This window comes from Chromobacterium sp. LK11, assembly GCF_001043705.1.
GTDB classification, from domain to species: Bacteria; Pseudomonadota; Gammaproteobacteria; order Burkholderiales; family Chromobacteriaceae; genus Chromobacterium; species Chromobacterium alkanivorans.
Window position 1 is genome coordinate 1 of the sequence record NZ_LDUR01000024.1, and the last position, 26,147, is coordinate 26,147.

22 protein-coding genes are annotated in these 26,147 nt (G+C 66.3%); 9 read left to right on the forward strand and 13 right to left on the reverse strand.

All coding sequences use genetic code 11. The features are described 5' to 3' along the window. Positions 1–133: 133 nt before the first annotated feature. The 3 genes from VK98_RS14400 to VK98_RS14410 all read right to left on the reverse strand — a co-directional run bounded on the left by VK98_RS14400 (position 134) and on the right by VK98_RS14410 (position 5,181). Positions 134–3,559, reverse strand: coding sequence for an AAA family ATPase (locus tag VK98_RS14400; RefSeq protein WP_048414708.1), 3,426 nt, complete (start codon positions 3,557–3,559; stop codon positions 134–136). Further along, a complete protein-coding gene (gene sbcD / locus VK98_RS14405) occupies positions 3,556–4,776 on the reverse strand; it encodes an exonuclease subunit SbcD (protein WP_048414709.1) in 1,221 nt (406 codons plus the stop codon). The genes VK98_RS14400 and sbcD overlap by 4 nt, the downstream gene beginning before the upstream one ends. A gap of 87 nt (positions 4,777–4,863) precedes the next feature. Continuing rightward, a complete protein-coding gene (locus VK98_RS14410) occupies positions 4,864–5,181 on the reverse strand; it encodes a hypothetical protein (protein WP_048414710.1) in 318 nt (105 codons plus the stop codon). Positions 5,182–5,409: 228 nt separating this feature from the next. Here VK98_RS14410 and VK98_RS14415 point away from each other — a divergent pair, with 228 nt between their 5' ends. After that, positions 5,410–6,519, forward strand: coding sequence for an acyl-CoA dehydrogenase family protein (locus VK98_RS14415; protein WP_048414711.1), 1,110 nt, complete (start codon positions 5,410–5,412; stop codon positions 6,517–6,519). A 224-nt stretch (positions 6,520–6,743) separates the two neighbouring features. On the opposite strand, the gene VK98_RS14420 is transcribed toward VK98_RS14415, so the two are convergent. Further along, complete coding sequence (locus VK98_RS14420; RefSeq protein ID WP_048414712.1) at positions 6,744–6,941, reverse strand: hypothetical protein; 198 nt, start codon at positions 6,939–6,941, stop codon at positions 6,744–6,746. A 131-nt stretch (positions 6,942–7,072) separates the two neighbouring features. Continuing rightward, positions 7,073–8,113, reverse strand: a complete 1,041-nt coding sequence (locus tag VK98_RS14425) for a histone deacetylase family protein (protein WP_048414713.1) — start codon at positions 8,111–8,113, stop codon at positions 7,073–7,075. A gap of 135 nt (positions 8,114–8,248) precedes the next feature. On the opposite strand from VK98_RS14425, the gene VK98_RS14430 reads away from it, so the two are divergent. The 8 genes from VK98_RS14430 to VK98_RS14465 all read left to right on the forward strand — a co-directional run bounded on the left by VK98_RS14430 (position 8,249) and on the right by VK98_RS14465 (position 16,890). Continuing rightward, on the forward strand, positions 8,249–8,722 hold the full coding sequence (locus VK98_RS14430) for an Lrp/AsnC family transcriptional regulator (protein ID WP_231589288.1): 474 nt from the start codon (positions 8,249–8,251) through the stop codon (positions 8,720–8,722). Positions 8,723–8,752: 30 nt separating this feature from the next. Beyond that, entirely contained in the window at positions 8,753–9,427 is a 675-nt protein-coding gene (locus VK98_RS14435; protein ID WP_048414715.1) for a glutathione S-transferase, read from the forward strand. A gap of 529 nt (positions 9,428–9,956) precedes the next feature. Continuing rightward, positions 9,957–10,328, forward strand: a complete 372-nt coding sequence (locus VK98_RS14440) for a hypothetical protein (protein WP_048414716.1) — start codon at positions 9,957–9,959, stop codon at positions 10,326–10,328. A 299-nt stretch (positions 10,329–10,627) separates the two neighbouring features. After that, a complete protein-coding gene (locus VK98_RS14445) occupies positions 10,628–10,993 on the forward strand; it encodes a hypothetical protein (protein WP_048414717.1) in 366 nt (121 codons plus the stop codon). 257 nt (positions 10,994–11,250) lie between these two features. Further along, a complete protein-coding gene (locus tag VK98_RS14450) occupies positions 11,251–11,610 on the forward strand; it encodes a hypothetical protein (RefSeq protein WP_048414718.1) in 360 nt (119 codons plus the stop codon). 252 nt (positions 11,611–11,862) lie between these two features. Further along, complete coding sequence (gene mgtA, locus VK98_RS14455) at positions 11,863–14,619, forward strand: magnesium-translocating P-type ATPase (RefSeq protein ID WP_048414719.1); 2,757 nt, start codon at positions 11,863–11,865, stop codon at positions 14,617–14,619. Between the two features lie 120 nt (positions 14,620–14,739). Continuing rightward, positions 14,740–15,264, forward strand: coding sequence for a DUF2165 family protein (locus VK98_RS14460; RefSeq protein WP_048414720.1), 525 nt, complete (start codon positions 14,740–14,742; stop codon positions 15,262–15,264). Between the two features lie 33 nt (positions 15,265–15,297). Beyond that, a complete protein-coding gene (locus tag VK98_RS14465; protein ID WP_082159039.1) occupies positions 15,298–16,890 on the forward strand; it encodes an EAL domain-containing protein in 1,593 nt (530 codons plus the stop codon). Here VK98_RS14465 and VK98_RS14470 read toward each other — a convergent pair. The 8 genes from VK98_RS14470 to recJ form a co-directional block, all read right to left on the reverse strand. Next, the gene (locus tag VK98_RS14470) at positions 16,887–17,231 is read right to left on the reverse strand and encodes an MliC family protein (RefSeq protein WP_197083056.1); all 345 of its coding nucleotides are present in this window, start codon (positions 17,229–17,231) and stop codon (positions 16,887–16,889) included. The genes VK98_RS14465 and VK98_RS14470 overlap by 4 nt on opposite strands. Positions 17,232–17,370: 139 nt before the next feature. Continuing rightward, entirely contained in the window at positions 17,371–18,459 is a 1,089-nt protein-coding gene (serC, locus tag VK98_RS14475; RefSeq protein ID WP_048414850.1) for a 3-phosphoserine/phosphohydroxythreonine transaminase, read from the reverse strand. A gap of 104 nt (positions 18,460–18,563) precedes the next feature. Further along, a complete protein-coding gene (locus tag VK98_RS14480; RefSeq protein WP_048414723.1) occupies positions 18,564–19,004 on the reverse strand; it encodes a PaaI family thioesterase in 441 nt (146 codons plus the stop codon). Beyond that, positions 19,001–19,468 carry a PaaI family thioesterase gene (locus VK98_RS14485; protein ID WP_048414724.1) on the reverse strand — a complete coding sequence of 156 codons (468 nt, stop codon included), beginning with the start codon at positions 19,466–19,468 and terminating at the stop codon, positions 19,001–19,003. Before VK98_RS14485 ends, VK98_RS14480 begins: the two co-directional genes overlap by 4 nt. Next, on the reverse strand, positions 19,465–22,176 hold the full coding sequence (gyrA, locus tag VK98_RS14490; protein ID WP_048414725.1) for a DNA gyrase subunit A: 2,712 nt from the start codon (positions 22,174–22,176) through the stop codon (positions 19,465–19,467). The genes VK98_RS14485 and gyrA overlap by 4 nt, the downstream gene beginning before the upstream one ends. 134 nt (positions 22,177–22,310) lie before the next feature. After that, the gene (gene rmuC, locus VK98_RS14495; RefSeq protein ID WP_048414726.1) at positions 22,311–23,873 is read right to left on the reverse strand and encodes a DNA recombination protein RmuC; all 1,563 of its coding nucleotides are present in this window, start codon (positions 23,871–23,873) and stop codon (positions 22,311–22,313) included. A 29-nt stretch (positions 23,874–23,902) separates the two neighbouring features. Further along, positions 23,903–24,460, reverse strand: coding sequence for an AAA family ATPase (locus VK98_RS14500; protein WP_048414851.1), 558 nt, complete (start codon positions 24,458–24,460; stop codon positions 23,903–23,905). Further along, positions 24,457–26,145 carry a single-stranded-DNA-specific exonuclease RecJ gene (recJ, locus tag VK98_RS14505; RefSeq protein WP_048414727.1) on the reverse strand — a complete coding sequence of 563 codons (1,689 nt, stop codon included), beginning with the start codon at positions 26,143–26,145 and terminating at the stop codon, positions 24,457–24,459. The genes VK98_RS14500 and recJ overlap by 4 nt, the downstream gene beginning before the upstream one ends. Positions 26,146–26,147 lie beyond the last annotated feature (2 nt).

A 26,147-nucleotide genomic window follows, 5' to 3' on the forward strand; every position in this document is an offset into this window, starting at 1 on the left:
GAACGTGTTTACGATCTCGCGAGCCAGAGCGAGACAAGGCGAAAACCGCTGAGAAAGCGGAGCGCACACGCGGCACACGAGCATTTCTCACCGTGCCGCATGTCACGACGCGCAGCAGATCGTAAACAGGTTCTTAGCCGCTCACCGTCAGCGCGGAGCAGCCGGCGCCGCCGGCCCGGCTGACCCGGATCTGCACCGGGATGCGCTCCTTCAGCGCCTCCACATGGCTGATCACGCCTATGGTTTTGCCGCCGGCGTTGAGCGCGTCCAGGGCGTCCAGCGCCAACTCCAGCGTTTCGCCGTCCAGGGTGCCGAAGCCTTCGTCCAGGAACAGCGAATCGATCGAGGTTTTGTGACTGGCCAGGTCGGACAGGGCCAGCGCCAGCGCCAGGCTGACCAGGAAGCTTTCGCCGCCGGACAGGGTGCGGGTGTCGCGCGCCGCGTCGCCCTGCCAGCTGTCGACGATTTCCAGCTCCAGCTCGCCGTCGGCGCGGCGGCGCAGCCAATAACGGCCGTGCAGCCGGCTCAGATGGCGGTTGGCCAGCGCCACCAGATGCTCCAGCGTCAGACCCTGGGCGAAGCGGCGGAATTTGTCGCCGGCGGCGGAGCCGATCAGGCCGTTCAGCCGCTGCCAGACGTCGGCTTCGTCGCGCAGGCCGTCGATGCGGGCGAACAGCTCCCGCTGTCCGTCGCGGCGCGCAAGGTCGTTGTCCAGCAAGGCGCGCAAGGCGCCGTCCTCGCCGGACAGCCGTTGCCGCTCGGCGTCCAGCGCATCCATGCGCTGGCGCAGTTCCGCTTCCGGCAGGTCTGAGGCGTTTTCCCGCTCCAGCGCTTCCAGCCGTTCCGCGCCCTGCTGACGCAGCGCCGCCGTGCGCAGCCGTTCTTGTTCCAGCTGCCGGCTCAAGGCGCCCAGGCGCTCGCGCTCCACATCCGGCAAGGCCGCCGCCAGGAAGGCGGCGGCGTCCGCAAACGGGCTGGCGGCCAGCGCTTGGGCCCAGGCCTGCTCCGCCTCTTCGGCGCGCCGCCGCTGGCGCGCGGCGTCCGCCTCCGTCCGTTCCCGCGCGCCCCGGTTCCGGGCCAAGGCCCGCGCCAATTCCTCGCAGTCCGCCGCCGCGGCGAGCCAAGCGGCCTCGGCGTCGCCCTGTTCCGGCAAGGGCGCGCCGTCCGGCAGCCCCAGCGCCTTCCAGCGCTCTTCCCAGTCCGCGACGCGCTCGCCGGCCAGCCGGTGCGCGGCGGCCTGGGCCTCCGCGTCCGCCTCGCCCTGCCGGCGGGCTTGCTCCAAAGCCTTCCAGGCTTGCCAATCGGCGTCGCGCCGCTGCAGCCAATCCGCCTCCCGCCCCGTTTCCGGGGCCTGGAAGCCGGCGGCGGCGATGTCGGCCTCGCGGCCCTCGGCCTGTTCCCGCCACTCGGCCTCGCGCTGCGCGAGTTCGTCCCCCAGCGTTTGCAGGCTCTGCTCCAGGCTGCGCAGGCCGTGTTCTTGCAACGTCCGTTTCTGGCTCAGCGCCTGCGCGGCCTCGCTCTGCCGCCGCGCGTCCGCGCGCGCCAGCTCCAGCGCCGCTTCGGCCTGCTCGGCGGCGCGCAGCGCGCTTTCCTGCCGCTGTTGCCGCCGCTCGGCGTCCTGGCTCGCCTGTTCCAGCCGCTCTCCGCGCCAATCATCGTCCGCCAGCCCGCAGGGCGCGCCCTCGCTCAACCATTGCGCGGCTAGGCGCTCGCGACGCGCTTGCTCCTGCTCTGTCGTCTCGTCCAGCTGCCGCAATTGCGCTTCGTCTCGCGCCAGTTGCGCCGCCGCCTGCTGGCCTTGCTCGCGCAAGGCCTCGAGCGCGGCCTCCTTGGCGCTCAAGGCCGCCTCGGCGGCGCCGATGTCCAGCGCCTGGTAGGCGGCCACCGCCGGATGTTCGCTGGCGCCGCACAGCGGGCAGGGTTCGCCCGGCCGCAAGGCGGCGCGGTGCTGCTCCAAGCTGAGGATGCGCCGCTCCTGCTCCAGCAGCCGCCGCTTGTCCGCCGTCTGCTCCTGCATCTGCCGGTAATCGGCGCGCAACCCTTGCAGGTCGGCGTCATGGCGGGCGCGCTCGGCTTCCAGCTCCGCCCTTTCCTCGCGCCGGCCGGCCAGCCGCGCTTCCAGCGGCCTCAGTTCGGCGGCCAGCGCCGCCAGGCCGCGCAAAACCGTGGATTGCCGCAAGGTGAGCTGCCATTGCTCGCGCCATTCGGACAGGCTGCAGCCCTCCTGCGCCGCGCTCGCGCCCTCTTCCGCCCGCCGCAAGGCGGCGTCGGCCTCAAGGCCCTGCCGTTCAGCCGCCTCGGCTTCCGCATTCAAGGCCGTCAGACCCTGCCGCTGGCGCAGCGTTTGCGCGTCCAGTTCCGCGATGCGCGCGGCGCAGCCCTCGCGCTGTTGGCGCAGCCGCTCCTGTTGCGCGAAGCCGGCTCGCCAGCGTTCCAGCAACTCGCCCAAGCGCGCGTGATGGCTCAACCGCCTCGCGGAGGCTTCTTGCTCTCCCGCAACGGCCTTGAGCGCGGCCAGGCGCTCGCGCTGGGTCCGCTCCAGCCGGCGGGCGTGGCTCAAGGTCCGCCAGTGGCCTGCCTGCCAGTCCGCGTTCAAGGCCGCGCTCTCCTGCCCCAGCGCCTGGCTTTCCGCGTCCAGCCGCAGCAACTCCGTCCGCGCCTGCTCCGTTTCGCGCCATTGCGGCTGGATGCGCCGCGCCGGTTCGTCTCGACGCAAACGCTCCAGCTCCGGCTCCGCCTGCGCTTCGCGCTCGCAGGCCCGCCGCCATTCGCCGTCCGCGTCGGCGCTGTGGCGCCGCGCCTGCTCGACGGCTTCTCGCCATTGCCATTGCCCGCGCGCCCGCTCCCACTCGCCTTGCGCCTGGAGCGAGACCGCGCCGAGCTCGGCCAGCCTCGCCTCCATTTCCCCCCGCCGCTCCGGCGCCAGCAACTCCACGCCGTCGGCGCGCGCCTGCCATTGCTCCAGAGTCTGGCGCGCGTCGCGGGCGCGCTCGAACACCTGTTGCGAGATCCGGCCGTAGATTTCGCTGCCGGTCAGCTCTTCCAGCAATTCCGCGCGCGCGTTGGCGTCGGCGTTGAGGAAGGCGGCGAAGCCGCCTTGCGCCAGCAGCATGGATTTGGTGAAGCGTTCGTAATCCAGGCCGGTGATGGCTTCTACGCGCTTGAGCTTGTCCGCCACCTGGCTGCTGAGAATCTCGCCGTCGGCGTCGGCCAGCTCCACCTTGGGCGCTTGCAGCGCGCCGTCGGGCTTGTCGCGGGCGCGGCGCTGGCTCCAGAAGGCGCGGTAACGCCGGCCTTTGACTTCGAATTCCACTTCCGCCAGGCAGTCCGCGGTGTGCCGGCTCATGATGTCGTTGCTGCCCTGGGTCACCGCGTCCAGCCGCGGCGTCTTGTGGTAGAGCGCCAGGCAGATGGCGTCCAGCAAGGTGGATTTGCCGGCGCCGGTGGGGCCGGTGATGGCGAACAGGCCGCTGCCGGCGAAGGGTTCGGCGCTGAAGTCCAGCTTCCACTCCCCTTGCAGCGAATTGAGATTTTTCAGGCGCAGGGTCAGGATCTTCATGCCGTCTCCTCCCGCAGCGCGGCCAGGGTTTCGCGGTAGCGCAGCCGCAGTTGCTCCTGTAGCGGAGGCTCCAGGGTTTCCAGCGCCAGCCGGCGCTCGAACACGTCCAGCGGCGTCAGTTCGTCCAGGGTCTCTCCTGCGACGGCGGCCAATCCGGCGGCGGCCTGCCCGCGCTCCCGCCTCACCCGCAGCAGTTCCAGCGGCAAGTCCGCGCACATCGCCTGCGCGCGGGCGGCCAGATCGCTCAGGTAGTCGTCGGCGCTGACCACGACCTCCAGCCACACCGGCCGTGCGGCGCTGCCGGCTTCGGCGGCCTCCGCCAACAAGGCCGGCAACTGCGCCAGGCTGCCGCGCAACGAGCGCAAGGGCTGAAAGCAAGGCACCGCCAGCGGCGTGACCGCGCGCAAGCCCTGGGCGTCCAGTTCCACCAACAGCACTTCCTTGCCCTGGCCGGCCTCGTCGAAGCTCAGCGGAATCGGCGAGCCGCTGTAACGGATGTGCTCGTGGCCGCCCACTTTCTGCGGCCGGTGGATGTGGCCGAGGGCGATGTAGTCGACCGGCGGGAAGGCGTTGCTGGGGAAGGCCTCCAGCGCGCCGACGTAGATTTCGCGGACGGATTCGCTAGCGCTGGCGCCCACCGTGGTCAGGTGGCCGCTGGCGATGATGGGCAGTTCCAGGCCCAGCGCCTCGCGGCGGCGCAGCGCCTGCTGGTACACCTGTTGGTAGCGTTCGCGGATGGCGTCCTGCAAGGATTGCTGCTTTTGCTCCGCGCTCTGGCCGGCCTGGCTGCGCAGCACGTCGCGCGGGCGGATGTAGGGCAGCGCGCACAGCAAAGCGCCCGGCTCGCCGTCGCGGCGCATCAGGACCAGCACCTGTTCGGCCGGATCTTCGCTCAGCGCCGGCACCACGCAGGCGGACAGATAGGACAGCAGCGCGCGGCTTTCCGCCAGCGTAGCCACGGAATCGTGGTTGCCGCCCAGCAGCACCAGCTGCACGCCGGCGCGGTGGGCGGCGGCGATCAGGCCGTTGTAGAGTTCGCGCGCGTAGCTGGGCGGCGCGCCGGTGTCGAAGATGTCGCCGGCCACCAGCACCGCGTCGGCCTGGTGGACGGCGGCCTGCTCCAGCAGCCAGTGAATGAAGGCCTGGTGTTCCGCCTGGCGGGTCTTGCCGATGAAATGCTGGCCCAGGTGCCAGTCCGAGGTGTGAAGAATGCGCATGCCGGCCGCTGTGTGGGATTGATGCCCGGCAGTGTACCGCGTTGCGGCGCGCGGCGGCGCCCGGCCTCCCGGTTTATCGCCCCGGCGCTATCTGACGCCGCCGGCCGGCGGCGGCAAGGTCTTGGCGTTCAGCGGCGGACAATAGGCGTAGCCGGGGTGGCTTTGGCAGTCTATCGGCGTCTTGGGCTGCTGCTTGTCGCGCAGCGCCTGATCGGCTTGTTGCTGAGCGAGTTCGGACGGCGGCTCGTTGAAACGCTTGCTGTCGTAGCCGCGGCTCCAGCCCGGGTCCGCCGTCGCGGCGGTCGGCGCGGACGCCACCGCCTTGATGTCCAGCGTCAGCGCCGCCGCGCCGGCGGCCAGGCTCAAGCCGGCCAGGAATAAAGCGATCTGCGTCGAGTACCTCATCCGCGCCCTTCTCCTTTGCTAAATCCATTGCTTGCGATCGCCGTCGCTTTCGCGTCGGCCGAATAGATAGCGACTGGTGCCGGGCCGGCAAGTTCCGCCCCGGCGCCGCGGCGTCCATATGGACAGATGCGCCGCTGCAGCCATGGACATCGCCGCCGTATGCCTACAGAATGCCGAGGCCTCGCCCCGGCAAGGCCTTGATCAACCTGCCCCGCTCGGTGCGCCCCCATGACCCATCCCGAATCCCTCGCCCTGCTCCGCCGCGTCGACCAACGCGTCCGACTGCAACTGTCGCCGCTGGCCGCCGCCATCGATCAGCAAGCGCATTACCCGGAAGATATCTTGCGCGGCCTGGGCGAAGACGGCGTTTACGCGGCGCTGTTGCCGGCGGAGGCCGGCGGCAGGGCGCCGGGCCTCGCCGCGGCGATGGCGGCCATCGCCGAAGTCGGCGCCGTCTGCGGCAGCACCGCCTTTCTCGCCTGGTGCCAGAGCGCCAGCGTCTGGCTGCTGCGCCACGCGCCGCCGCGGGCGGAACTGAAATCGCTGATGACGGAATTGGCCGCGGGCCGGCGCCTGGGCGGCCCCGGCCTGTCCAACGCCATCAAGCACCTGGCCGGCCTGGAGCCGCTGCGGCTGCGCGCCGAACCCTGCGCCAACGGCTATCGGCTGTCCGGCGACCTGCCGTGGGTGTCCAATATCGGCGACGGACATCTGTTCGCCGCCGCGGCCGCCGTCGCCGACGGCGGCAAGCTGGTTTTCCTGGCCGATTGCGACGCGCCGGGGGTGCGGCTCTGCGACGGACCGCCCACCGCCGGCATGGCCGGCACCCGCACGCTGAGCGTGAAGCTGGACCAGGTGTTCGTGCCCGCCGAGCGGGTGGCGGCGGAGCCGGCCGACTTCGCCGCCTTCATCCGGCGCGTCCGTCCCGGCTTCGTGCTGGCGCAGGCGGCGGCGGGCCTGGGCGTCGTGCAAGGCTGCCTGGACGACATTCAGGAAGCCAATCGGCGCGACGGCGAACAAAACCGTTGGCTGGACCATTCGTATCAGGATCTGGCGGCGGAATTGGCCAGTTTATGGAGCGAAGCGAAAACGCTGGCGCCTCAGGCCGAGGCGGGCCAGGTTCAGCCTCTGCGCGTGCTGCGCCTGCGCGCCGCCGTGGGGGAGTTGTGCCTGCGCGCGGCGATGTCGGCCCAGCTGCACGCCGGCGCCGCCGGCTTCCTGCTGTCGCACTCGGCGCAGCGGCGGCTGCGCGAAGCCAGCTTCATCGCCATCGTGACGCCGACGCTGAAACAGCTGCGCCGCGAGATCGATCTCGCGGAACAGGCGCAGCCGGCTTAGAACCTGTTCAAAGTCTGCTGTGCTTCGTGAAGTGTTGCACGGTGAGTACGAGCTCAAAATGCTCATGTACCACGTGTACATTCCGCTTTTTCGCTAGTTTTCGCCTTGTCTCGCCCTTGCTCGCGAGACTTTGAACAGGCTCTTAGAACCGCCGACAAAACCCCTGCTCCCGCCTTGCGCTTCCAGGTCGGAGCATGGGCCTTCTCCGCGAAGGGCGGTCAGCGCTAGTGACGCAGATAGGCGAACAGCGCCACCAGGGCGATACAGGCGATCAGCGTCGCATGCAGCAAGACTTCCTCTTGCCGGGCGCTGAGCCGCCATTTGGCGTGGCGCTTGGCGCCCGCCAGGGGTAAATGAGGCGAAAAATGCTGATAAAACGCGCTGGGACTTCGATCTGCGGAGTCGGAATGACCGCTTTTCATGAGAAATAACTCTGAAGTTGTCGGGTGTAAGCAATTTTACACCCGCCACTCTATGCTTTTTACATTTTTTTCACAAGCGCGGCTTGCCGGCCGCCGGCCCGGCGCTTTATTCGCAGCCGGGCTGACCCAGATCAAACGCCGGCGTCGCCCGCCTGGAAGCCCGTCAGCACGTTCACCGCGTTGACGCCGATGTCGTCCACCATATAGCCGCCCTCCATCACGAACAGCGTCGGCAGACCCAGTTTGGCGATGCGCGCGCCCAGACGCAGGAAGTCTTCGCTCTCCAGGCGAAACTGACTGATCGGGTCATCCTTGAAGGTGTCCACGCCCAGCGACACCACCAGCGCGTCCGGCGCGTAAGCGGCGATCCGGCCGCAAGCGTGGCTCAAGGCTTCGCCGTAGGCCGGCCAGCCGGTGCCGTGCGGCAACGGATAATTGTGATTGAAGCCTAGGCCGGCGCCTCGGCCCTGCTCGTCGCCATGGCCGGAAAAATACGGGTAGGAGGATTTGGGGTCGCCGTGCAAGGACAGGAACATCACGTCGTCGCGTTCGTAAAAAATGCTCTGCCCGCCGTTGCCGTGATGGTAGTCGACATCCAGCAAGGCCACTCTGCCGGCGCCGCCGTCCAGGCAGGACTGCGCGGCGATCGCCGCGTTGTTCAGATAGCAGTAGCCGCCCATATACTCGGCCGCCGCGTGGTGGCCGGGCGGCCGGCACAGCGCGAAGGCGCTTTGCTCTCCCGCCAGCAAGGCGTCCATCCCGCCCAAGGCCACGTCGGCGCTGGCGCGCGCCGCCTGCCAGGTGCCGGCGGTGATCGCCACCCCGGCGTCCATCGCGTAAAAGCCCAGCTTGCCGTCGATGAACTCCGGCTCGATGTCGCCGCGCAGATCGCGCACCGGCCAGATCAGCGGCAAGGCGTCGTGACTGCGGCCGGCGGCCGTCCACTCGTCCCAGGCCCGCTCCAGGAAACGCACGTAGCGCTGGCTGTGCACGCGGGCGTAACGCGCGCTGTCGTATGCGCGCGGCGCGGCCACCGGGCCCAGCCCCGTCGCCCTCACTCGCGCCAAGATGGTGTCCGCGCGTCCCGGCTGCTCGAAACAGGGCATCAACACCCCGTCCTTCAGTTCGCAACCATGGTGCAAATGGTGCGCGTCGCTGTAAATCGTCAACATCGCCGTCCCTCCTCGCCTCTCGCTTGAATCGGCAAAAGCCCAGTATGCGCCGCGGTCGCTGGAATAGTTTTGCTTTTGCCCGGGCTTCGGCGCTAATCTGGAGCAAGAAAGCGATATTGAAAGCGATGGTTGAGCATGAACAGACTCAAAACGCCGCTGGATGACACGGATCTGACTCTGTTGCGGCTATTGCAGCAAGACGGAGCCATGTCCAATCCCAAGCTGGCCGAACGCTTGTCCCTCAGCGTCACCCCGTGCTGGCGCCGGCTGAAGCGGCTGGAGGAAGCCGGCTACATCAAGGACTACCAGGCCAATCTGGACCGCCGCAAACTGGGTTACGACGTGCTGGCCTTCGTCCGGCTCAGCTTCGGCGAACACGCCGACGACGCCCCCAACCGCTTTGAAGCCCAGATGCGGGAACGTCCGGAAGTGCTGTCCTGTCACAAGATCACCGGCGACGCCGACTACCTGCTGCAAGTGGTCGCGCCCAATCTGGACGCGTACAGCGACTTCATCGAAACCGTGCTGCGCCGCACCCCGGGCCTGCACTCCATCCACTCCAGCCTGGCGCTGCGCGAAGTCAAGGCCGGCAGCCGCCTCCCCATCTAGCGCGCTCAGGCGCCATGGAAGAACCCGCCCATGATCACCGTCCACCACTTGAACAACTCGCGCTCGCAACGCGTGCTCTGGCTGCTGGAGGAGCTGAATCTGCACTATCGGATTCAACACTACCAGCGCGACCCGCTTACCCTGCTCGCCCCGCCGGAGCTCAAAGCCGCCCACCCGCTGGGCAAGGCCCCGGTCATCAGCGACGGCGAATTGACGCTGGCCGAAACCGGCGCCATCGTCGAACACCTGGTGGACACCTACGGCTCCGGTCGGCTCAAGCCCGCCGCCGGCTCGCCGGAGCACAGCGACTACCTGTTCTGGCTGCACCACGCCGAAGGTTCGCTGATGCCGCCGCTGGTGATGAGCCTGGTGTTCGCGCGGCTGGGCCAGCCGCCGGTGCCCTGGCTGCTGCGGCCGCTGGCGCGCAAACTGGCCGCCGGCGTTCGCCGCGCCTATCTGCAGCCGCAGCTGGACGCGCTGCTGAGCCATACCGACCACAGCCTGGCCCGCAACGGCTGGTTCGCCGGCCCCGTCTTCAGCGCCGCCGACATCCAGATGAGCTTTCCGCTGGAAACGGCGCGCGCGCGCGGCTTCCTGGGCCGGGAACACCCGCACGCGCTGGACTTTCTGCAGCGCATCCACGCGCGCCCGGCCTACCAGGCCGCGCTGGAAAAAGGCGGGCCTTACGCTTACGGCGCCGATTGAACCCTTATTAATTGAGCGGCGTCGAAACCAGGGAATATCCGCGGCATGGACGCCCTTCTTAATGGCAGGGCGCCGCTTATTTTCATTATTGCTCCATGCCTACGGCTTATTTAGTGTTGCGGCGCACACAAAAATGTAAAAAAGTTTGATTCAGGATTGCCTATACCCGCAAAGCCCCCTATAATCCGGGCATCTCAAATACTGCAAAGGTTCATCGTGGACAACGACGGAAGTAGTCGATCTTGTATCGCAACGCCGTCTTGCAGGATTTAGCAGAACGTTTCCTCTGCCACATCCTGCAATGACAGGGTGTGGTGTCTAAAAATTCGGCAGCAACGCACATCAGCGGCCCCTTCTTGAGCGGTCCAGTGCGAGCCGGAATCCAGGCCAAACGGCCGCTTAGTTCAGACATCCCCAGATTCGCGCCGCGCGGGCGGCTTGCCGCCTGATTGCGCACGGACTCCCCTAGACGGCGTTTGCCTTCGGATTTCGTCGCGTCCTCCTTGCATCGCCAACGGGAGGAATCATCATGCGCTTGATCACTAAACTGGCGGCCCTGCTACGCCCAGGCAAAACCACCGCTCCGGCAGCCGTTTACCAGTTGAACATTTTTTGCGTCCATGCGGACCTGACCATGCTGCGCGTGCAAGCGGCCAAGCAACTGCACGCCCGCGGCCTGGAGGTGGAACGCATCGCCCTGACCGCCGGAGACAACGACCTGGCCTGTCTGAGCGTGCTGTTCGCCTGTCCCGACGTGGCCAGCCGTTGCCTGAATCAGCTCGCCGCTCATTTCTGCCAGCTGCCCCAGGTCAACCGAGTGCACTGGGCGCGCCACGCGCAGCGCCCCCGCGTGCCCAACCGCGCCTTTTTGCTGGCCCAGCGGGCCCACTTGGCGCACTGAACGCCCCTTGCTTGAACAATTCCCGCGCGCGGCCCGTCCGCGCGATTCTTGAAACGCAAACGCTGCCAGCCAGCAGGAGGTTCTGATGTTGATTGAAGACCCTGAACCGCGACCGCGCCGGCCCATGGCGAATTGCTGATCTGAGCCTCTCCCTTATTGCGACAGCGGGACTGGCCAATTAGCCGCCGCCGACCATCGCAATCGACCATTGAGTTTATTTTCATTTCTGCGTCTATAAAACACGGAAAGGGAATAATGCTGCCTGTCGCATTTTCAAAATGAAAATGAGGGAGAAGAATATGCGCCACAATAAACTGGCTTGGTTATTTAATTACCTCGCGCGCACCCCAAGCAAACGCCAAGACGAAACCAGCTGCCACCTGAATGTGATTTGCGACATCCCGGTGATTACCGCGCTGCGCAAGCAATTATTCTGGGAAATGCACACCCTGGGCCTGGCGGCGACCCACGTCACCATCACGCCGGCTTCCACCGCCGGGCAAGCCTGCCTGAGCGTGCGGCTGGATTGCCCGGTGGCCCTGCGCCGCGCCTTCAATGAAATGGCGCTGCGCCTGAGCAAAATGCCGGAAATTCATCGCGTGCGCTGGGGGCGCCGCAAACCGGAGACGCGGGCGACGCCCCGTCGCTGGGCCGCCAGCGCCTGAGCGCCCGCCCAATAGCCGCCGCGCCCAGGCGCGCCGTTCAACCTCTTGAGTCAAGAAAGGCCAGCCATGTCTGAAGAACCGGAACCCCGATCTTGCAGACCCGAGGCCGCCCGCACCGCCTGATCTCCTCCGCCTGACGGCGGCGGGATAGGCTCGCGCGCCTCGCCACCGTCAAACACAGCCCTGTCATTGCATGCCGCCAGGCAGGGACCGGCACGTCCGCACGCGACGTAAAGCCGGATCGCAAGGAGATCGCCATGAACGACATCATCCGCCACAACATCCGGCCGCAGCGCTATCAACTGTCGGTCATCTGCCCCACGCAAGCGGTCAAGGCCGCGCGCAGGGAAATCCGCGCCGCCGCGCAGGGGCACGGACTGAAAGTGTCCAGCTGGAACGAAACCCTGCTGGTCGGCGAGTGCCAGGCTTCCGGCGCGCCGGCCAACTGGATGCTGGCCACCGAGTTCCGTTCCCGCGGCGACGCCTCCATGCACTTCCTGGAAGCCGTCATGCAGCGGCTCGGCAATCTGCCGCTGGCCCGGGTCCGGCTGGACATTCTGCCCGGCCAGATCCGGCCCGAGTGGTCCGCCGGGGTGCGTCCGCTGGCCCAGTCCTGATTCTTCTTTCCGCGCCGCCGCTCAGCCGCGGCGGCGCGGGCTTTCACACTTCAACTCCGCACAAAGGAAACACCATGACTGACGAAAGTTACCCGCGACCGCCCGCCCTGCATACACCGACAACAGCGCAGGCGGGCGCAAAACTCGAACTCAGAACATCCGCAACACCCGCTGTGCTGCGCCCGCCAGACAAACGCTCCGCCTAAACGGGCCGGACGTACTGCGCGGGACTCGCGCGCAGGAGACTAAACAATGACGAAACACACTAGCAGCCGACACAAGCTGAAAGGCTATGTCGCCACCCCTAGCGCAAAACAGGAAAAACCGGTCATCCGAGCGGTACAGGAAGCCGACAGCTCCGTAGAAGAAACCCTGCAACGCGTACGCGGCCACCAGGACGGCCTGACCATGGCGGAAGCGCATCAGCGCTACGCCCAGTTCGGCCCCAACGAGGTGGCCCACGACAAGGCGCCGCACCCGCTGATCCAGCTGGCGCACGCCTTCAAGAACCCCTTTGTCGTCGTACTGATGGTGCTGGCCGCCATCAGCTATTTCACCGACATCTACTTCGCCGCCCCGGGCGATGAGGAATGGACCGGCATCACCATCCTGCTGACCATGGTGGGCATCAGCGGCCTGCTGCGCTTCTGGCAGGAGTTCCGCTCCGCCAAGGCCGCGGAAAAACTCAAATCGCTGGTGCGCAACACCGCCACCGTGCAGCGCCGCCCGGCCAACGGCAGCAGCCCGATCCGCCAGGAAATCGCGATGAACGAGCTGGTGGTCGGCGACATCGTCCACCTACAGGCCGGCGACATGATCCCGGCCGACATCAAGCTGCTGGAGTCCCGCGACCTGTTCATCAGCCAGGCGGTGTTGACCGGCGAAGCGCTGCCGGTGGAGAAGTACGACACCCTGGGCGCGGTGACTGAGAAATCGGCCAATGGCCAGGCCAACGGCGACACCGATCTGCTCGACCTGCCCAATATCTGCTTCATGGGCACCAATGTGGTCAGCGGCAAAGCGTCCGCCGTCGTGGTGGCCACCGGCACCGACACCTATTTCGGCTCGCTGGCGCGCAGCGTGGTCAGCCACAAGCGCGTGGAAACCAGCTTCGACCGCGGCGTCAGCAGCGTGTCCTGGCTGCTGATCCGCTTCATGCTGGTGATGGTGCCGGTGGTGTTCATGATCAACGGCCTGACCAAGGGCGACTGGATGTCCGCCCTCACCTTCGCGCTGGCCGTGGCCGTGGGCCTGACCCCGGAAATGCTACCCATGATCGTGTCCGCCAACCTGGCCAAGGGCGCGGTGGCGATGGCGCGACGCAAGGTGGTGGTCAAACGGCTGAACTCGGTGCAGAACTTCGGCGCGATGGACGTGCTGTGCACCGACAAGACCGGCACCCTGACCCAGGACAAGATCATCCTGGAACACCATTACAATATCCATGGGCTCAAAGACGAGGGCGTGCTGCAACTGGCCTGGCTGAACAGCTTTCACCAGAGCGGCATGAAGAACCTGATGGATATTGCCGTGGTGGAGCACGCCGACGAGCTGGGCAAGCGCGTCAAGCCCGACGGCTACAGCAAGGTGGACGAAATGCCGTTCGATTTCGTGCGCCGCCGGCTGTCGGTGATCGTAGAAAACCAGCGCGGCCGCCAGTTGATGATCTCCAAGGGCGCGGTGGAAGAAATGCTGGCCGTCTCCAGCCACGTGCAGGACGGCGATCAGATCAAGCCGCTGACCGAGGACGAGCGCGCCGCCCTGCTCAAGCGCAGCCAGGAATACAACGCCGAGGGCTACCGCGTGCTGCTGGTCGCCACCCGCGACATTCCGGCGGAAGAAGCCAAGCGCAACTACAAGACCAATGACGAGGCCCAACTGGTGGTGCGCGGCTTCCTGACCTTCCTCGATCCGCCTAAGGACTCCGCGGCGCCGGCCATCCGCGCGCTGAAGGAATACGGCGTGGCGGTCAAGGTGCTGACCGGCGACAACCCCATCATCACCGCCAAGGTCTGCCGCGACGTGGGCCTCAGCCCCGGCGTGCCGCTGGTGGGCAAGGACATCGACGCGATGGACGACGTGGCGCTGTGCAGCGCGGTCAAGCACACCACCATCTTCGCCAAGCTGACCCCGCTGCAGAAGTCTCGCGTGGTCAAGGCGCTGCAGGCCAACGGCCACACCGTGGGCTTCCTCGGCGACGGCATCAACGACGCCCCGGCGCTGCGCGACGCCGACGTCGGCATCTCGGTGGACAGCGGCGCGGACATCGCCAAGGAGACCGCCGACATCATCCTGCTGGAAAAGAGCCTGATGGTGCTGGAAGAAGGCGTGATCAAGGGCCGCGAAACCTTCGGCAACATCCTCAAGTACCTGAACATGACCGCCAGCTCCAACTTCGGCAACGTGTTCTCGGTACTGGTGGCCTCGGCCTGGTTGCCGTGGGAGCCGATGCTGGCGATGCACCTGCTGATCCAGAACCTGATCTACGACGTGTCGCAGATGGTGCTGCCCTGGGACAAGATGGACCCGGAGTTCCTGAAGAAGCCGCGCAAGTGGGAAGCCAACAACATCAAGCGCTTCATGCTGTGGCTTGGCCCCACCTCCTCGGTGTTCGACATCACCACCTACGCGCTGATGTGGACGGTGTTCGGCGCCGGCGCGGCCTACTACGCGGGCATGGCCAACGGCGTCAGCGACGGCGGCGCCAGCATCATGCACTCCGGCTGGTTCATCGAAGGCCTGGTGTCGCAGACCCTGGTGGTGCACATGCTGCGCACGCGCAAGATCCCCTTCCTGCAAAGCACCGCTTCGCTGCCGGTCCTGCTGTCCACCTCGGTGGCCATCGCCATCGGCTGCTACCTGCCGTTCTCGCCGCTGGCGGAGAGCATAGGCTTCGTCAAGCTGGACACCAGCTACTTCTGGTGGTTGCTGGCCACGATGCTGGGCTATATGACGCTGGCGCAGACGGTGAAGACCTTCTACATCAAACGCTACGGCCGCTGGTTCTAAGCCGGCAGACAGTTCCAACCCCGACCCCGCTTGCGCGGGGTTTTTTTACGCCGACGCAAGCCATTCCCAGTTCGACGCCGCGCTGGCACAATCGCCTCGACCCCACCACAAGGAGATCCCATGAGCCTACCCTCTCTGCGCCGCGCCCAGCAGTGCTTCAAAAGCCTGCTCGCGCTTTCCATCGCCCTGTTCGGCCTGCTGGTCGCCAGCGGCAACATTCTGGACTACGACAGCAACTGGCAATTCGTCCGCCACGTGCTGGCCATGGACGGCATGGAGCCCTGGTTCAACGGCCAAGCGCTGAAAAGCCGCGCCATCACCCATCCCGGCGTGCAGCAAGCGGCCTATCTGGCCATCATCGCCGGCGAACTGAGCTTCGGCCTGATCTGCGCCTGGGGCGGCGGCGCCATGCTGCGCGGCGCGCTATGCGCGCGCGAGGACGCCTATCTGCGCGGCAAGACGCTGTTCACCCTGGGCTGCATTCCAGCGCTGCTGGTCTGGTACACCGGCTTCGCGGTGATAGGCGGCGAATACTTCGCGATGTGGGCCAGCCAATGGAACGGCCAGATGAAGGCCTACGCCTTCATCGGCTTCATCCTGCTGAGCCTGGCCTACCTGTCGCAGCCGGAAGCGGCGGACGTCTAGCCCGCCCGGCAACGGCGGCGGCCCTCGTATATCATGAACCATGCCGACCTTCGCATCCGCGCCATGCTGTCCCGCCGCCTGACCCTGCCCGCTCGCATCAGCCGCTGGCTGTTGATCTGCGTCGCCGCGCTGCTGCCTCTGACCGTCATCACCCCCATCGTCTATTGGCAGGAGAGCAACCGGCTACAACAGCAGGCCATGCTGCAAACCAGCCAGGCGGAAAGCATGCTGGACCTGATGCTGGACTACGCGGCGCAGGCCGCAGGCACCGTCGCCCCGCTGACCGGCCAGCCATGCTCGCGGATCGAACAGGCGCTGCGCAAACAGGTCACCATCGTGCCCTTCATCCGCAGCGTCACGCTGGAGCGCGGCGGCGTGCTTTATTGCTCCTCGCTGTTCGGCGTCTACCACCGGCAGATCTCGCCGCCGGACAAGCCGCAGCCGGAAACCACGCTGCGCCTGATGTCCGGCAACGAGCTGACGCCTGGCCGCCCTTTGATCATCTACCGCAAGCAGTCGGGCCAGGCCGCCATCTACATCGCCATCGACGGCGTGCACCTGCAGTTCAGCCTGGACATGGCCAGCGACTACGGCCCGGTCTATATGCGCGTCGGACGGCATTGGATAGGGCCGGATCACGCGGTGCACGACAACCCCAGCCCGCCCTTCGACCTGCTCACGATAGAACGCGCCTCCTCCCGCCACCCCTATACCGTGGTCAGCGGCTTCAACCACCGCGACCTGTACCGGCAGATGGCCAACAGCTATGAGCTGGTGTTTCTCAGCATGGCGGCGCTGGGTCTGGTGCTGGCCGCCGCGCTGCGCTGGCAGTTGAACCGGCCGGCCTCGCCCACCATAGAGTTGCGGCGCGCGCTGGACAACGGCGAGTTCGAACCCTTTCTGCAGCCGGTGGTGCGCGCGGACGGGCTGGGCTGGCAAGGCGCGGAAGCGCTGATGCGCTGGCGCCATCCGCGCGACGGCCTGATCCGGCCCGACCTGTTCATTCCCCGCGCCGAGGATTGCGGCATGATCGTGCCGATGACGCGGCAGATGATGCGCCAGCTGGCGCGAACCCTGGGGCGGAGCCGGCTGCCGCCCAAGTTCCACCTGGGCATCAACATCACCGCCGCCCATCTGCGCGACGACGCCTTGCTGGCGGACTGCCGACAGTTTCTCGACCACTTCCCGCCGGGGGAGCTGAATCTGGTGCTGGAGTTGACGGAAAGAGAGATGGTGGAGCCCACGCCGGAGGCTTGCGAGCGGCTGGCTCGGCTGCGCGAACTGGGAGTGAAGATAGCGATAGACGATTTCGGCACCGGCCATTCCAGCCTGGTCTATTTGCAGCAACTGCCGCTGGACGGCATCAAGATAGACAAAAGCTTCACCGCCAGCATAGGCACGGACGCGCCGTCCAGCCACATCGTCGACAGCGTGGCCGAGCTGGCGCACAAACTGAAGCTGGAAATCGTGGCGGAAGGGGTGGAGACCGAGGCCCAGCGCGCCTATCTTAGCCGGCTGGGCGTGGGCTGGCTGCAGGGCTATCTGTTTGCGCGGCCGATGCCGCTGCGCGAATTTCTGCTGCGCCCGGAGCTGGACGCCGCGCGGGCGGCGGCGTCCGACGTTTAGCGCCGACTTTCCTTGCAATCGTCCAGCAAGGCCTTGTCGCTGTTCTCGTTACGCAGCGCGCCTTCCGGCCCCTTGGTCCACCAGCTGTATTGCTCGGCCGCGTATTTGGCGCCGGAGCCGGACACCACATTGGCCAACAGCATGGTCTTGCCCTCGATAGGCAATACCGCGAAGCTCTGCCCGTTCTTGACGTTGTAATACTTGACCGTCAGCTTGGCGCCGCCGGCGCAGACGTAGTTGACGACCTGACGCTGACCGGCCTGGATCTCCGGCAAACTCAACGGTTTGGCCAGCGCGACGGCGCTGCTCAGGGTCAGCGCGGCGAATAATAGCGATTTCAATTTGCACACTCCTGTTCTCTGGCCGCCGGAATCGGGCCGGCGACGAAGGGGGTAGACCCCGGCGCGACGGCTTCGTTCGTCCCCACGATGAAAAAGCCCGCCGGCGGGCGGGCTTGAACGGCGAGCCGGGGGAAACGGCTCAGCCGTGCATGCGGGCGAAGTCCTGCATGAAGTTGGCCAGCGACTTGACGCCTTCTATCGGCATCGCGTTGTAGATGGAGGCGCGGATGCCGCCCACCGCGCGGTGCCCCTTCAGCTGAATCAGGCCGTTCTTGCGCGCCTCCAGCAGGAAGGTCTCTTCCAGGCCCTCATCCTTGAGCCGGAACACCACGTTCATTCGCGAGCGGAACGGCGCGTCGATATGGGTATGGTAGAAGCCGCCGCTGGACTCGATCACGTGATTGAGCAAGCCGGCCTTTTCCTCGTTGCGGGTGGCGACCGCCTTGACCCCGCCCTGCTCCTTCAGCCATTTGAACACCAGGCCGGAGATGTAGATCGGGAAAGTGGGCGGCGTGTTGTACATCGAATCCGCGTCGGCGTGGACCTGGTAGTTGAGCATGGTGGGCAGGTCGGCGCGCGCCTTGCCCAGCAGGTCTTCGCGCACGATCAACACCACCAGGCCGGACGGGCCGATGTTCTTCTGCGCGCCGGCGTAGATCAGGCCGAACTGGCTGACGTCCACTTCGCGCGACAAGAAGTCCGAGGACATGTCGCAGACCAGCGGCACGTCGGGCAGGCTTTGCGGCACGAAGGGGAATTGCAGGCCGCCTATGGTCTCGTTGGAGGTGTAGTGCAGATAGGCCGCCTTGGGGTCGCGCTGCCAGGCGGCTTCGTCCGGCACGTAGGCGAAGTTGCGGTCCTCGCTGCTGGCCGCCACATTGACCTTGGCGTAGCGGCGCGCTTCCTTGATCGCCAGCTTGGACCAGTGGCCGGTGTTGACGATGTCCACGCTGTCGCGCTCGCCCAATAGATTAAGCGGCACCTGGGAGAATTGCAGCGAGGCGCCGCCCTGCAGGAACAGCACCTTGTAGTTGGCGGGAATCTGCATCAGCTCGCGCAAGTCGTGCTCGGCGTCATGGATGATTTCCATGAACTCCTTGCCGCGATGGCTCATTTCCATCACGCACATGCCGGAGCCGTGCCAGTCCAGCATTTCGCTTTGCGCTTCGGCCAGCACCTGGTGTGGCAGCACGGCGGGGCCGGCGGAGAAGTTGTACACTTTGGCCATGTTCATCCTCTATTTGCGTTGACGGCCCTCGGCACCCGCGCCGGCGAACTCCGGGCCTTGATATGCGAAGGCCCGATCGCGAAGCGCCGGGCCTTTGTTATAGCTTACTGGCTGAGCAGGAAGTGGGCTCTCGCCACGGCGACCGGCTTTCGCCGGTCTTCCTGCCAGGCTTCGATCAGCACATTGGCCACCCGTTTGCCCTGCTTGGTGATCTCGCACTTGGCGTACAGGGTTTGCGCGCGGCCGGGGCGCAGGTAGTCCAGCGAGAAATCGACGATCTTCGGCGTTTCCAGCGATTCGCGGTTCCACATCAGATGCAGCATCGCCGCGCTTTCCAGGAAGCCGCCGATCAGGCCGCCGTGCAAGGCCGGCAAGGCGGTGTTGCCGACGTTGCGTTCGGAGAACGGCAGCAGGAACAACAACTCGCCGGCCTCGTCCTCGGCCAGCTCCATCCCCATCAGCTTGTTATAGGGCAGCTCGTTGACGATTTGCGCATAAGCTTTTTGATCGCGCAAGGCGTTGAAACGCTCCATGAACTGGCTCATGCGGCGGCCTCCGGCAGCATCGGCGTGCGGCTGGATTCGCGCATGAAGGTGGCCACGCCGTGGGCGATAGGATCGCTGGGCGATTCGTGGTAGCACACCGCGCGGGTAAAGGCGATCTGGCGGGTCAGCCGATAGCATTCCGCCCGGCAGAAGATGGGCTTGCCCGGCGTGGCGGCCTTCAGATAATCGATGCGCAGATCCAGCGTGGCGATGGTTTCCAGCTCCGGCAGATGCGCCGTCACCGCCACCGCGCTGCAGGTGTCCACCAGCGAGGTGATCACCCCGCCGTGCAGAATGCCGGTGACCGGATTGCCGACCAGATCCTCGCGCCAGTCCACTTTCAGGGTGGGCCTGCGCCCCTCGGTGCCGATGTACTGGAAACCCAGGGCGTGACAGTGCGGAAAGGAGACGAAAAGCTGGCTCATCGCCTCCAGCACTTCGGGATTGGCCGGCGTCGGAATCATGCCTCGCCGCCCTCGTCCGCGGCTTCGACGCCGTCTTCGCCTTCCAGCGCGTCCGCGTCGTCGTCGCTATCGCCCTCGGCCACTTTCTCCAGGCCGATCAGCTGCTCGCCTTCGTCCAGATTGATCAGGCGCACGCCCTGGGCGGAACGGCCGGTTTCGCGCACTTCCGCCACCTTGGTGCGGATCAGCACGCCGCCGGTGGTGATCAGCATCACGTCGTCGGTTTCCTCCACCAGGCTGGCGGCCACCAGCTTGAAGCCGGTCTTGTCGGTCAGGTCCATGGCGATCACGCCCTGGGTGCCGCGGCTGGTCAGGCGGAAATCGCCGGTGCGGGTGCGCTTGCCGTAACCGCCGTTGCTGGCGGTCAGCACCATCTGGTCTTCGGAATTGGTCACCAGCAGGGAGATCAGCTTCTGGCCTTCGCCCAGCTTCATGCCGCGCACGCCTCGGGAAGTGCGTCCCATCGGCCGCACCTGGCTTTCGCTGAAGCGCACCGACTTGCCGGCGTCGGAGAACAGCATCACCTGATCGCCCTCGACCGGCAGGCCGTCCTCGATCAGTTCGCCGTCGGCGACGATGTCTTCTTCGACGATGGTTTCGTCATCCTCGTCGCCCTGGCCGGCCACGCTCTTGCCGCAGGTCAGCGCCACGCCGATCAGGTAGTTGCCCTCGTCCAGATTGATGGCGATGATGCCCGCCGCGCGCGGCTTGGAGAAGGCGCGCAGCGGCGTCTTCTTCACGGTGCCGTCGGCGGTGGCCATGAACACGTACTGGTCGTCGCGGAATTCCTTGACCGGCAGCAGCGCGTTGATCTTCTCGCCCTCTTCCAGCGGCAGCACGTTGACCATGGGCTTGCCGCGGCTCTGGCGGCCGCCCTGCGGCAGATCGTAGACCTTGCGCCAGTAGCAGCGGCCGCGGCTGGAGAAGCACAGCACGAAGTCGTGGGTGTTGGCCACGAACAGGGTGTCGATGAAATCGTCGTCCTTGGTGGCGGCCGCCTGCTTGCCGCGGCCGCCGCGGCGCTGGGCGCTGTAGTCGTCGATGGGCTGGGCCTTGATGTAGCCGGTGTGGGAAATGGTCACCACCATGTCCTGCGGGGTGATCAGGTCCTCGATATTGATGTCGCCGCCGAAGGGCTCGATCTCGGAGCGGCGCGCGTCGCCGAACTGGGCGCGGATGGCGGTCAGTTCTTCGCTGATGATCTGGTTGATCCGTTCCGGCTTGGCCAGGATGTCCAGCAAGTCCAGAATCACCGCCATGATGTCGCGGTATTCGGCGACGATCTTGTCCTGCTCCAGACCGGTCAGGCGCTGCAGGCGCATTTCCAGGATGGCCTGGGCCTGGGCGTCGGACAGGCGGTAGCCGTTGGCCTTGAGGCCGAACTCTTCCGCCAACCCGTCCGGGCGCGCCTTGTCCTGATCCACGCGGGACAGCATTTCCTCCACCAGCGGCGAGCGCCATTCGCGCTCCATCAGCGCGATCTTGGCCTGCGGCGGGGTTTCCGACGCCTTGATCAGCGCGATGATTTCGTCGACGTTGGACAGCGCGACGGCCAGGCCTTCCAGGATGTGGCCGCGTTCGCGCGCCTTGCGCAGTTCGAAGATGGTGCGGCGGGTCACCACTTCGCGGCGGTGACGCAGGAATTCCACCAGGATCTGCTTCAGGTTCAGCAGGCGCGGCTGGCCGTCCACCAGCGCCACCATATTGATGCCGAAGCTGTCCTGCAGCTGGGTCAGCTTGTACAGGTGATTGAGCACCACTTCCGGCATTTCGCCGCGCTTGAGCTCGATCACCACGCGCATGCCGGACTTGTCGGATTCGTCGCGCAGGTCGGAAATGCCTTCGATCTGCTTATCGCGCACCAGCTCGCCGATGCGTTCCAGCAGCCGCGCCTTGTTCACCTGGTACGGAATCTCGTCGACGATGATGGCCTGGCGGTCGCCCTTGCCGATGTCTTCGAAATGGACGCGCGCGCGCATGATCACGCGGCCGCGGCCGGTGCGGTAGCCTTCCTTGACGCCGGCGGTGCCGTAGATGATGCCGGCGGTGGGGAAGTCCGGCGCCGGGATGATGTCGATCAGCTCGTCAATGGTCAGTTCGCTGTTGGCCAGCAAGGCCAGGCAGGCGTCCACCACCTCGTTGAGGTTGTGCGGCGGGATATTGGTGGCCATGCCCACGGCGATGCCGGAAGAACCGTTGATCAACAGATTGGGGATCTTGGCCGGCAGGATCAGCGGCTCGTGCTCGGAACCGTCGTAGTTGGGACCGAAGTCCACGGTTTCCTTCTCGATGTCGGCAAGCAGCTCGTGGGCGATGCGCGCCATGCGGATCTCGGTGTACCGCATCGCGGCGGCGTTGTCGCCGTCCACCGAACCGAAGTTGCCCTGACCGTCCACCAAGGGGTAGCGCAGCGAAAAATCCTGCGCCAGGCGCACGATGGTGTCGTATACCGCGCTGTCGCCGTGCGGGTGGTATTTACCGATCACGTCGCCAACGATACGCGCCGATTTCTTGTACGCGCGGTTCCAGTCGTTGGACAGCTCGTGCATGGCGTACAGCACCCGACGGTGCACCGGCTTCAGGCCATCGCGCACATCAGGCAAGGCGCGGCCCACGATCACGCTCATCGCGTAATCCAGATAAGAGCGACGCATCTCCTCTTCGAGGCTGATGGGGATGGTTTCCTTGGCGAACAGGTTATCGGTCATAGTTTCTTGATTCGTAAGGATGAACAGGCCGCCCTGCGATTGCGGGTGCATTCACGCGCCCGCCGCAGGGCGGCCAGCATAGGTAATGACAGCCCGTATTCTATCACGAAACGGTCATCTCCAACTGACTTCCGTCAGTCCGGAGCAGGCTCCTCCGGCCCTTCCGCGCCCTCGTCTTCCGCCGCGCCCAGTTTAAGATGCTGCTGTAATTGCTTGTTATTGCGCACCCCCAGCTTGCGCAGCCGCTCGGCGCTGGCCACCAGATTGCCGCGACCGCTGGACAGCTGCTTCATCGCGTCGCCGAAGCTGTCGCGCGCCACGTCCAGCTGCTTGCCCAGTTTCTCCAGATTGGCGGCGAAGCCGACGAATTTGTCGTACATCGCCCCGCCCTGACGCGCGACCTCCTGCGCGTTCTGGTTCTGGTACTCATAACGCCAGATGCTGGCCACGGTGCGCAGCGTCGCCAGCAGGGTGCTGGGCCCGACGATCATGATGCGGCGCTCGAAAGCCTCGTTGAACAAGCTCATGTCCTGCTGCACCGCCAGCAGATAGGCCGGCTCCACCGGAATGAACATAAACACGAAGTCCAGGGTGTTCAAGCGGTACAAGTCCTGATAGCGCTTCTCCGACAGCGCGCGGATGTGGTTGCGGATGGCCGCCACGTGGGCCTTCATCTCCGCCGCCCGCTCGGCCTCGTCCTCGGCGGCGGTGTAGCGCACATAGGCGTTCAGCGACACCTTGGAATCCACCACCAGCTGCTTGCCTTCCGGCAGGTCTATCACCACGTCCGGCTGGTAGCGGCGGTTGCCGTCCTCGCCGGCCACCACGTCGGACACCTGCACCCGGTACTCGCGGTCCTTGTGCAGGCCGGAGGTTTCCAGCACCCGCTCCAGCACCATCTCGCCCCAGGAGCCCTGCGCCTTGCTGCTGGCGCCGGTCAGCGCCCGGGTCAGCGCGATGGCGTCGTCGCCCAGCCGGACGTTGAGCTCTTGCAGGCGCTTGAGCTCGGTCTCCAGCGACAAGCGCCCCTGGCTGTCTTTCTCGTAGCTGTCCTGCACCAGCTTGCCGAAATCCTGCAGCCGCTGCTGCAAGGGCCCGAGCAGGTGGCCGAGATTCTGCTGATTCTGCTCGGTGAAGCGCTTGGCCTTCTCTTCCAGGATGTCGCCGGCCAGCGCCTTGAACTGCCCCGCCATGCTTTCGCGCGCCTCGGCCAGCAAGGCCAGTTTTTCCGCGTTCTGGCCGCGCTCCTGCTCCAGCAGCGTCGTCAATTCCTGTTCTCGCGCGGTCAGACGGGTAATCTCCTCGCCCTGGGTCTGCGTCCGCCCTTGCAGAACGGCCAGCATCTTGCCCTGCTCTTCGCTGGCGGCCAGCAGCGCGCCGACGCGCCGCAGCTCTGCTTGCAGCAGATCCAGCTGCCGCTCCCTGTCCTGCGCCTGCCGCTCCAGTTCCGGCACGCGCTGAGCGCGCGCCACATAGGCGCCCAACTGGGTCTGAGCGTCGCCCAGTTGCTGCCCCTGCTGCTGCAATTGCGCGCGCGCGGCCTGCTCCCGTTCCCTGCACTCGTCCAGCTGCAGACGCAGCATCTCCTGTTGCGCTCGCTGGTCCGCCGTCTGCCGTGCGAAACGGCCGCGCAGCATGACGGCGGCGGCGCCTGCGCTCAACAGGCCCAGCAGCAGGCCGATCACCAACATTTCCATCGTGAAGCCTCAAATGGGCCGGCCCGCTCTCAGCGGCCCGGCAGCGATTGTTCGATGACGAAGCGGAGCCGCTGCGCCAACGGCGCCGGCGGCACTTCGATGATTTGATAAGCCAGACGCCGATACGTCCGCTCCATCGCCTCGCAAGTGCGCTCCGCCTCGGCGAAACTCTGCTTGCGCTCCTGGTCCTGAACGAAGATGTCGCGCCACGGCGGCAGCAAGAACACTTGGCGATGGTAAGGGAAACGCTCGGCGGCGGCTTGCATGTGGGCGGGAATCGGCAGGCCCAGCAAATCCAGATAGCCAAGCACGTCGGGCAGGCCGCGGTCGAAGAACACCGGCCCGGGCAGGTCCGCCGCCAGCCGCAGGCTGCGCAACTCCCAGGTCAGCATCGCCTCGGCGAAGGCGCCGGGATCCACCCAGGGCAAGGCGCGCCCGCCGATCAGCGTCTGGTCCTGGATGATGGCGCGGCCGGCCTCGTCCATCACCGAATGCCCGGCGGCGCGCAAGGCTTCGAGCAAGGCGCTCTTGCCCGCGCCGGGGCCGCCGGTCAGCACCAGCCGGCGCGTGTCCGCCTGTCCGCTCACGCCGCCGCCCAATGCTGCAGATACACTTGCAGTTCCTTGCGGCCCTGCCACTCGTTGGCGATCAGCTGATAAACCGCGTCGACGTTGTCCGGCAGCCACTCCACCTGATTGAACAGCATGGCGTCGAACTCCTCGCCGTCGCGCGCCAGCCGCAGCTTCAAGTGCTTGTCGCCGACCACGCGCTGACTCATCACCGCGAAACGGTCGTGGAAGTAAGGCACCGGGAAGCCCTGGCCCCACACCTCGGCCGCCAACTGTTCGGCAAAGGCCAGGTTCAATTCGCGCGGCGCCAGGCTGCCGTCGGTCTCAATGGTGCGGGTCAGATGGCGCTCTTCCAGCAGTTCGCGCGCCACCGCCTCGAAAGCGCGCTGGAATTCGTCGAAGCGCGTCTGTTGCAAGCTCAGGCCGGCCGCCATCGCGTGGCCGCCGAACTTGAGGATCAGGCCGGGATGGCGCTTGAACACCAGGTCCAGCGCGTCGCGCAGATGGAAGCCGGGAATCGAGCGGCCGGAGCCCTTGATCTCGCCGTTGTCGCCGGGCGCGAACACGATGGCCGGCCGGTGAAAACGCTCCTTGAGCCGGGAGGCAACGATGCCGACCACGCCCTGATGCCAGTCGTCGCGGAACAGGCTAAGCGTGTAGCGGTTGTCGGCGTCGATGCCGGACAGCGCCGCCAGCGCCTCGTCCTGCATGCCGTGTTCGATGCTGCGCCGCTCGCGGTTGAGCTGATCCAGCTGCTGCGCCAGCCGCATGGCCTGCTCCTCATTGCCCGCCAGCAGACAGGCGATGCCCAGGCTCATGTCGTCCAACCGCCCGGCGGCGTTCAGCCGCGGACCCAGCGTGAATCCCAGGTCGAAGGTGTTGGCCTTGTAATGGGCGCGGCCGGCGACGCGGAACAAGGCGGCGATGCCCGGCACCATGCGGCCGGCGCGCATGCGCTTGAGGCCGTTTTCCACCAGGGTGCGGTTGTTCTGGTCCAGCCGCACCACGTCGGCCACCGTGCCCAGCGCCACGTAGTCCAGCAGTTCGCCCAGATTGGGCTGGCCGCGCTCGTCGAACACGCCGCGCCGGCGCATTTCGGCGCGCAGCGCCAGCAGCACGTAGAACATCACGCCGACGCCGGCCAGATTCTTGGACGGGAATTCGCAGCCGGGTTGATTGGGATTGACGATCAGCGCCTCCGGCAACACGTCGCCGGGCAGGTGGTGGTCGGTGACCAGCACCTCGATGCCGCGCGCCTTGGCGGCGAGCACGCCGTCCACGCTGGCGATGCCGTTGTCGACGGTGACGATGATGTCCGGGCTCTGACGCGCGGCCAGCTCCACGATCTCCGGGGTCAGGCCGTAGCCGTACTCGAAGCGGTTGGGCACGATGAAGTCGACGCGCGCGCCCAGCATGGACAAGCCCTTGACCGCCACCGCGCAGGCGGTGGCGCCGTCGGCGTCGTAATCGGCCACCACCAGCAGGCGCTGCTTATCGGCGATGGCGTCGGCCAGCCGGCTCGCCATCGGCAGGATGTTTTTCAGGCTCTGATAAGGCAGCAGCGCCTTGAGGCCGTAATCCAGCTCGGCGCAGTCGCAGATGCCGCGCGCGGCGTACAGCCGCGCCATCAGCGGGCTCAGGCCCTGGCGCAGCAATTGTTCGTGAGTGTCGGCGGGAATGCTTCGGGAAACGATTTGGGACATGT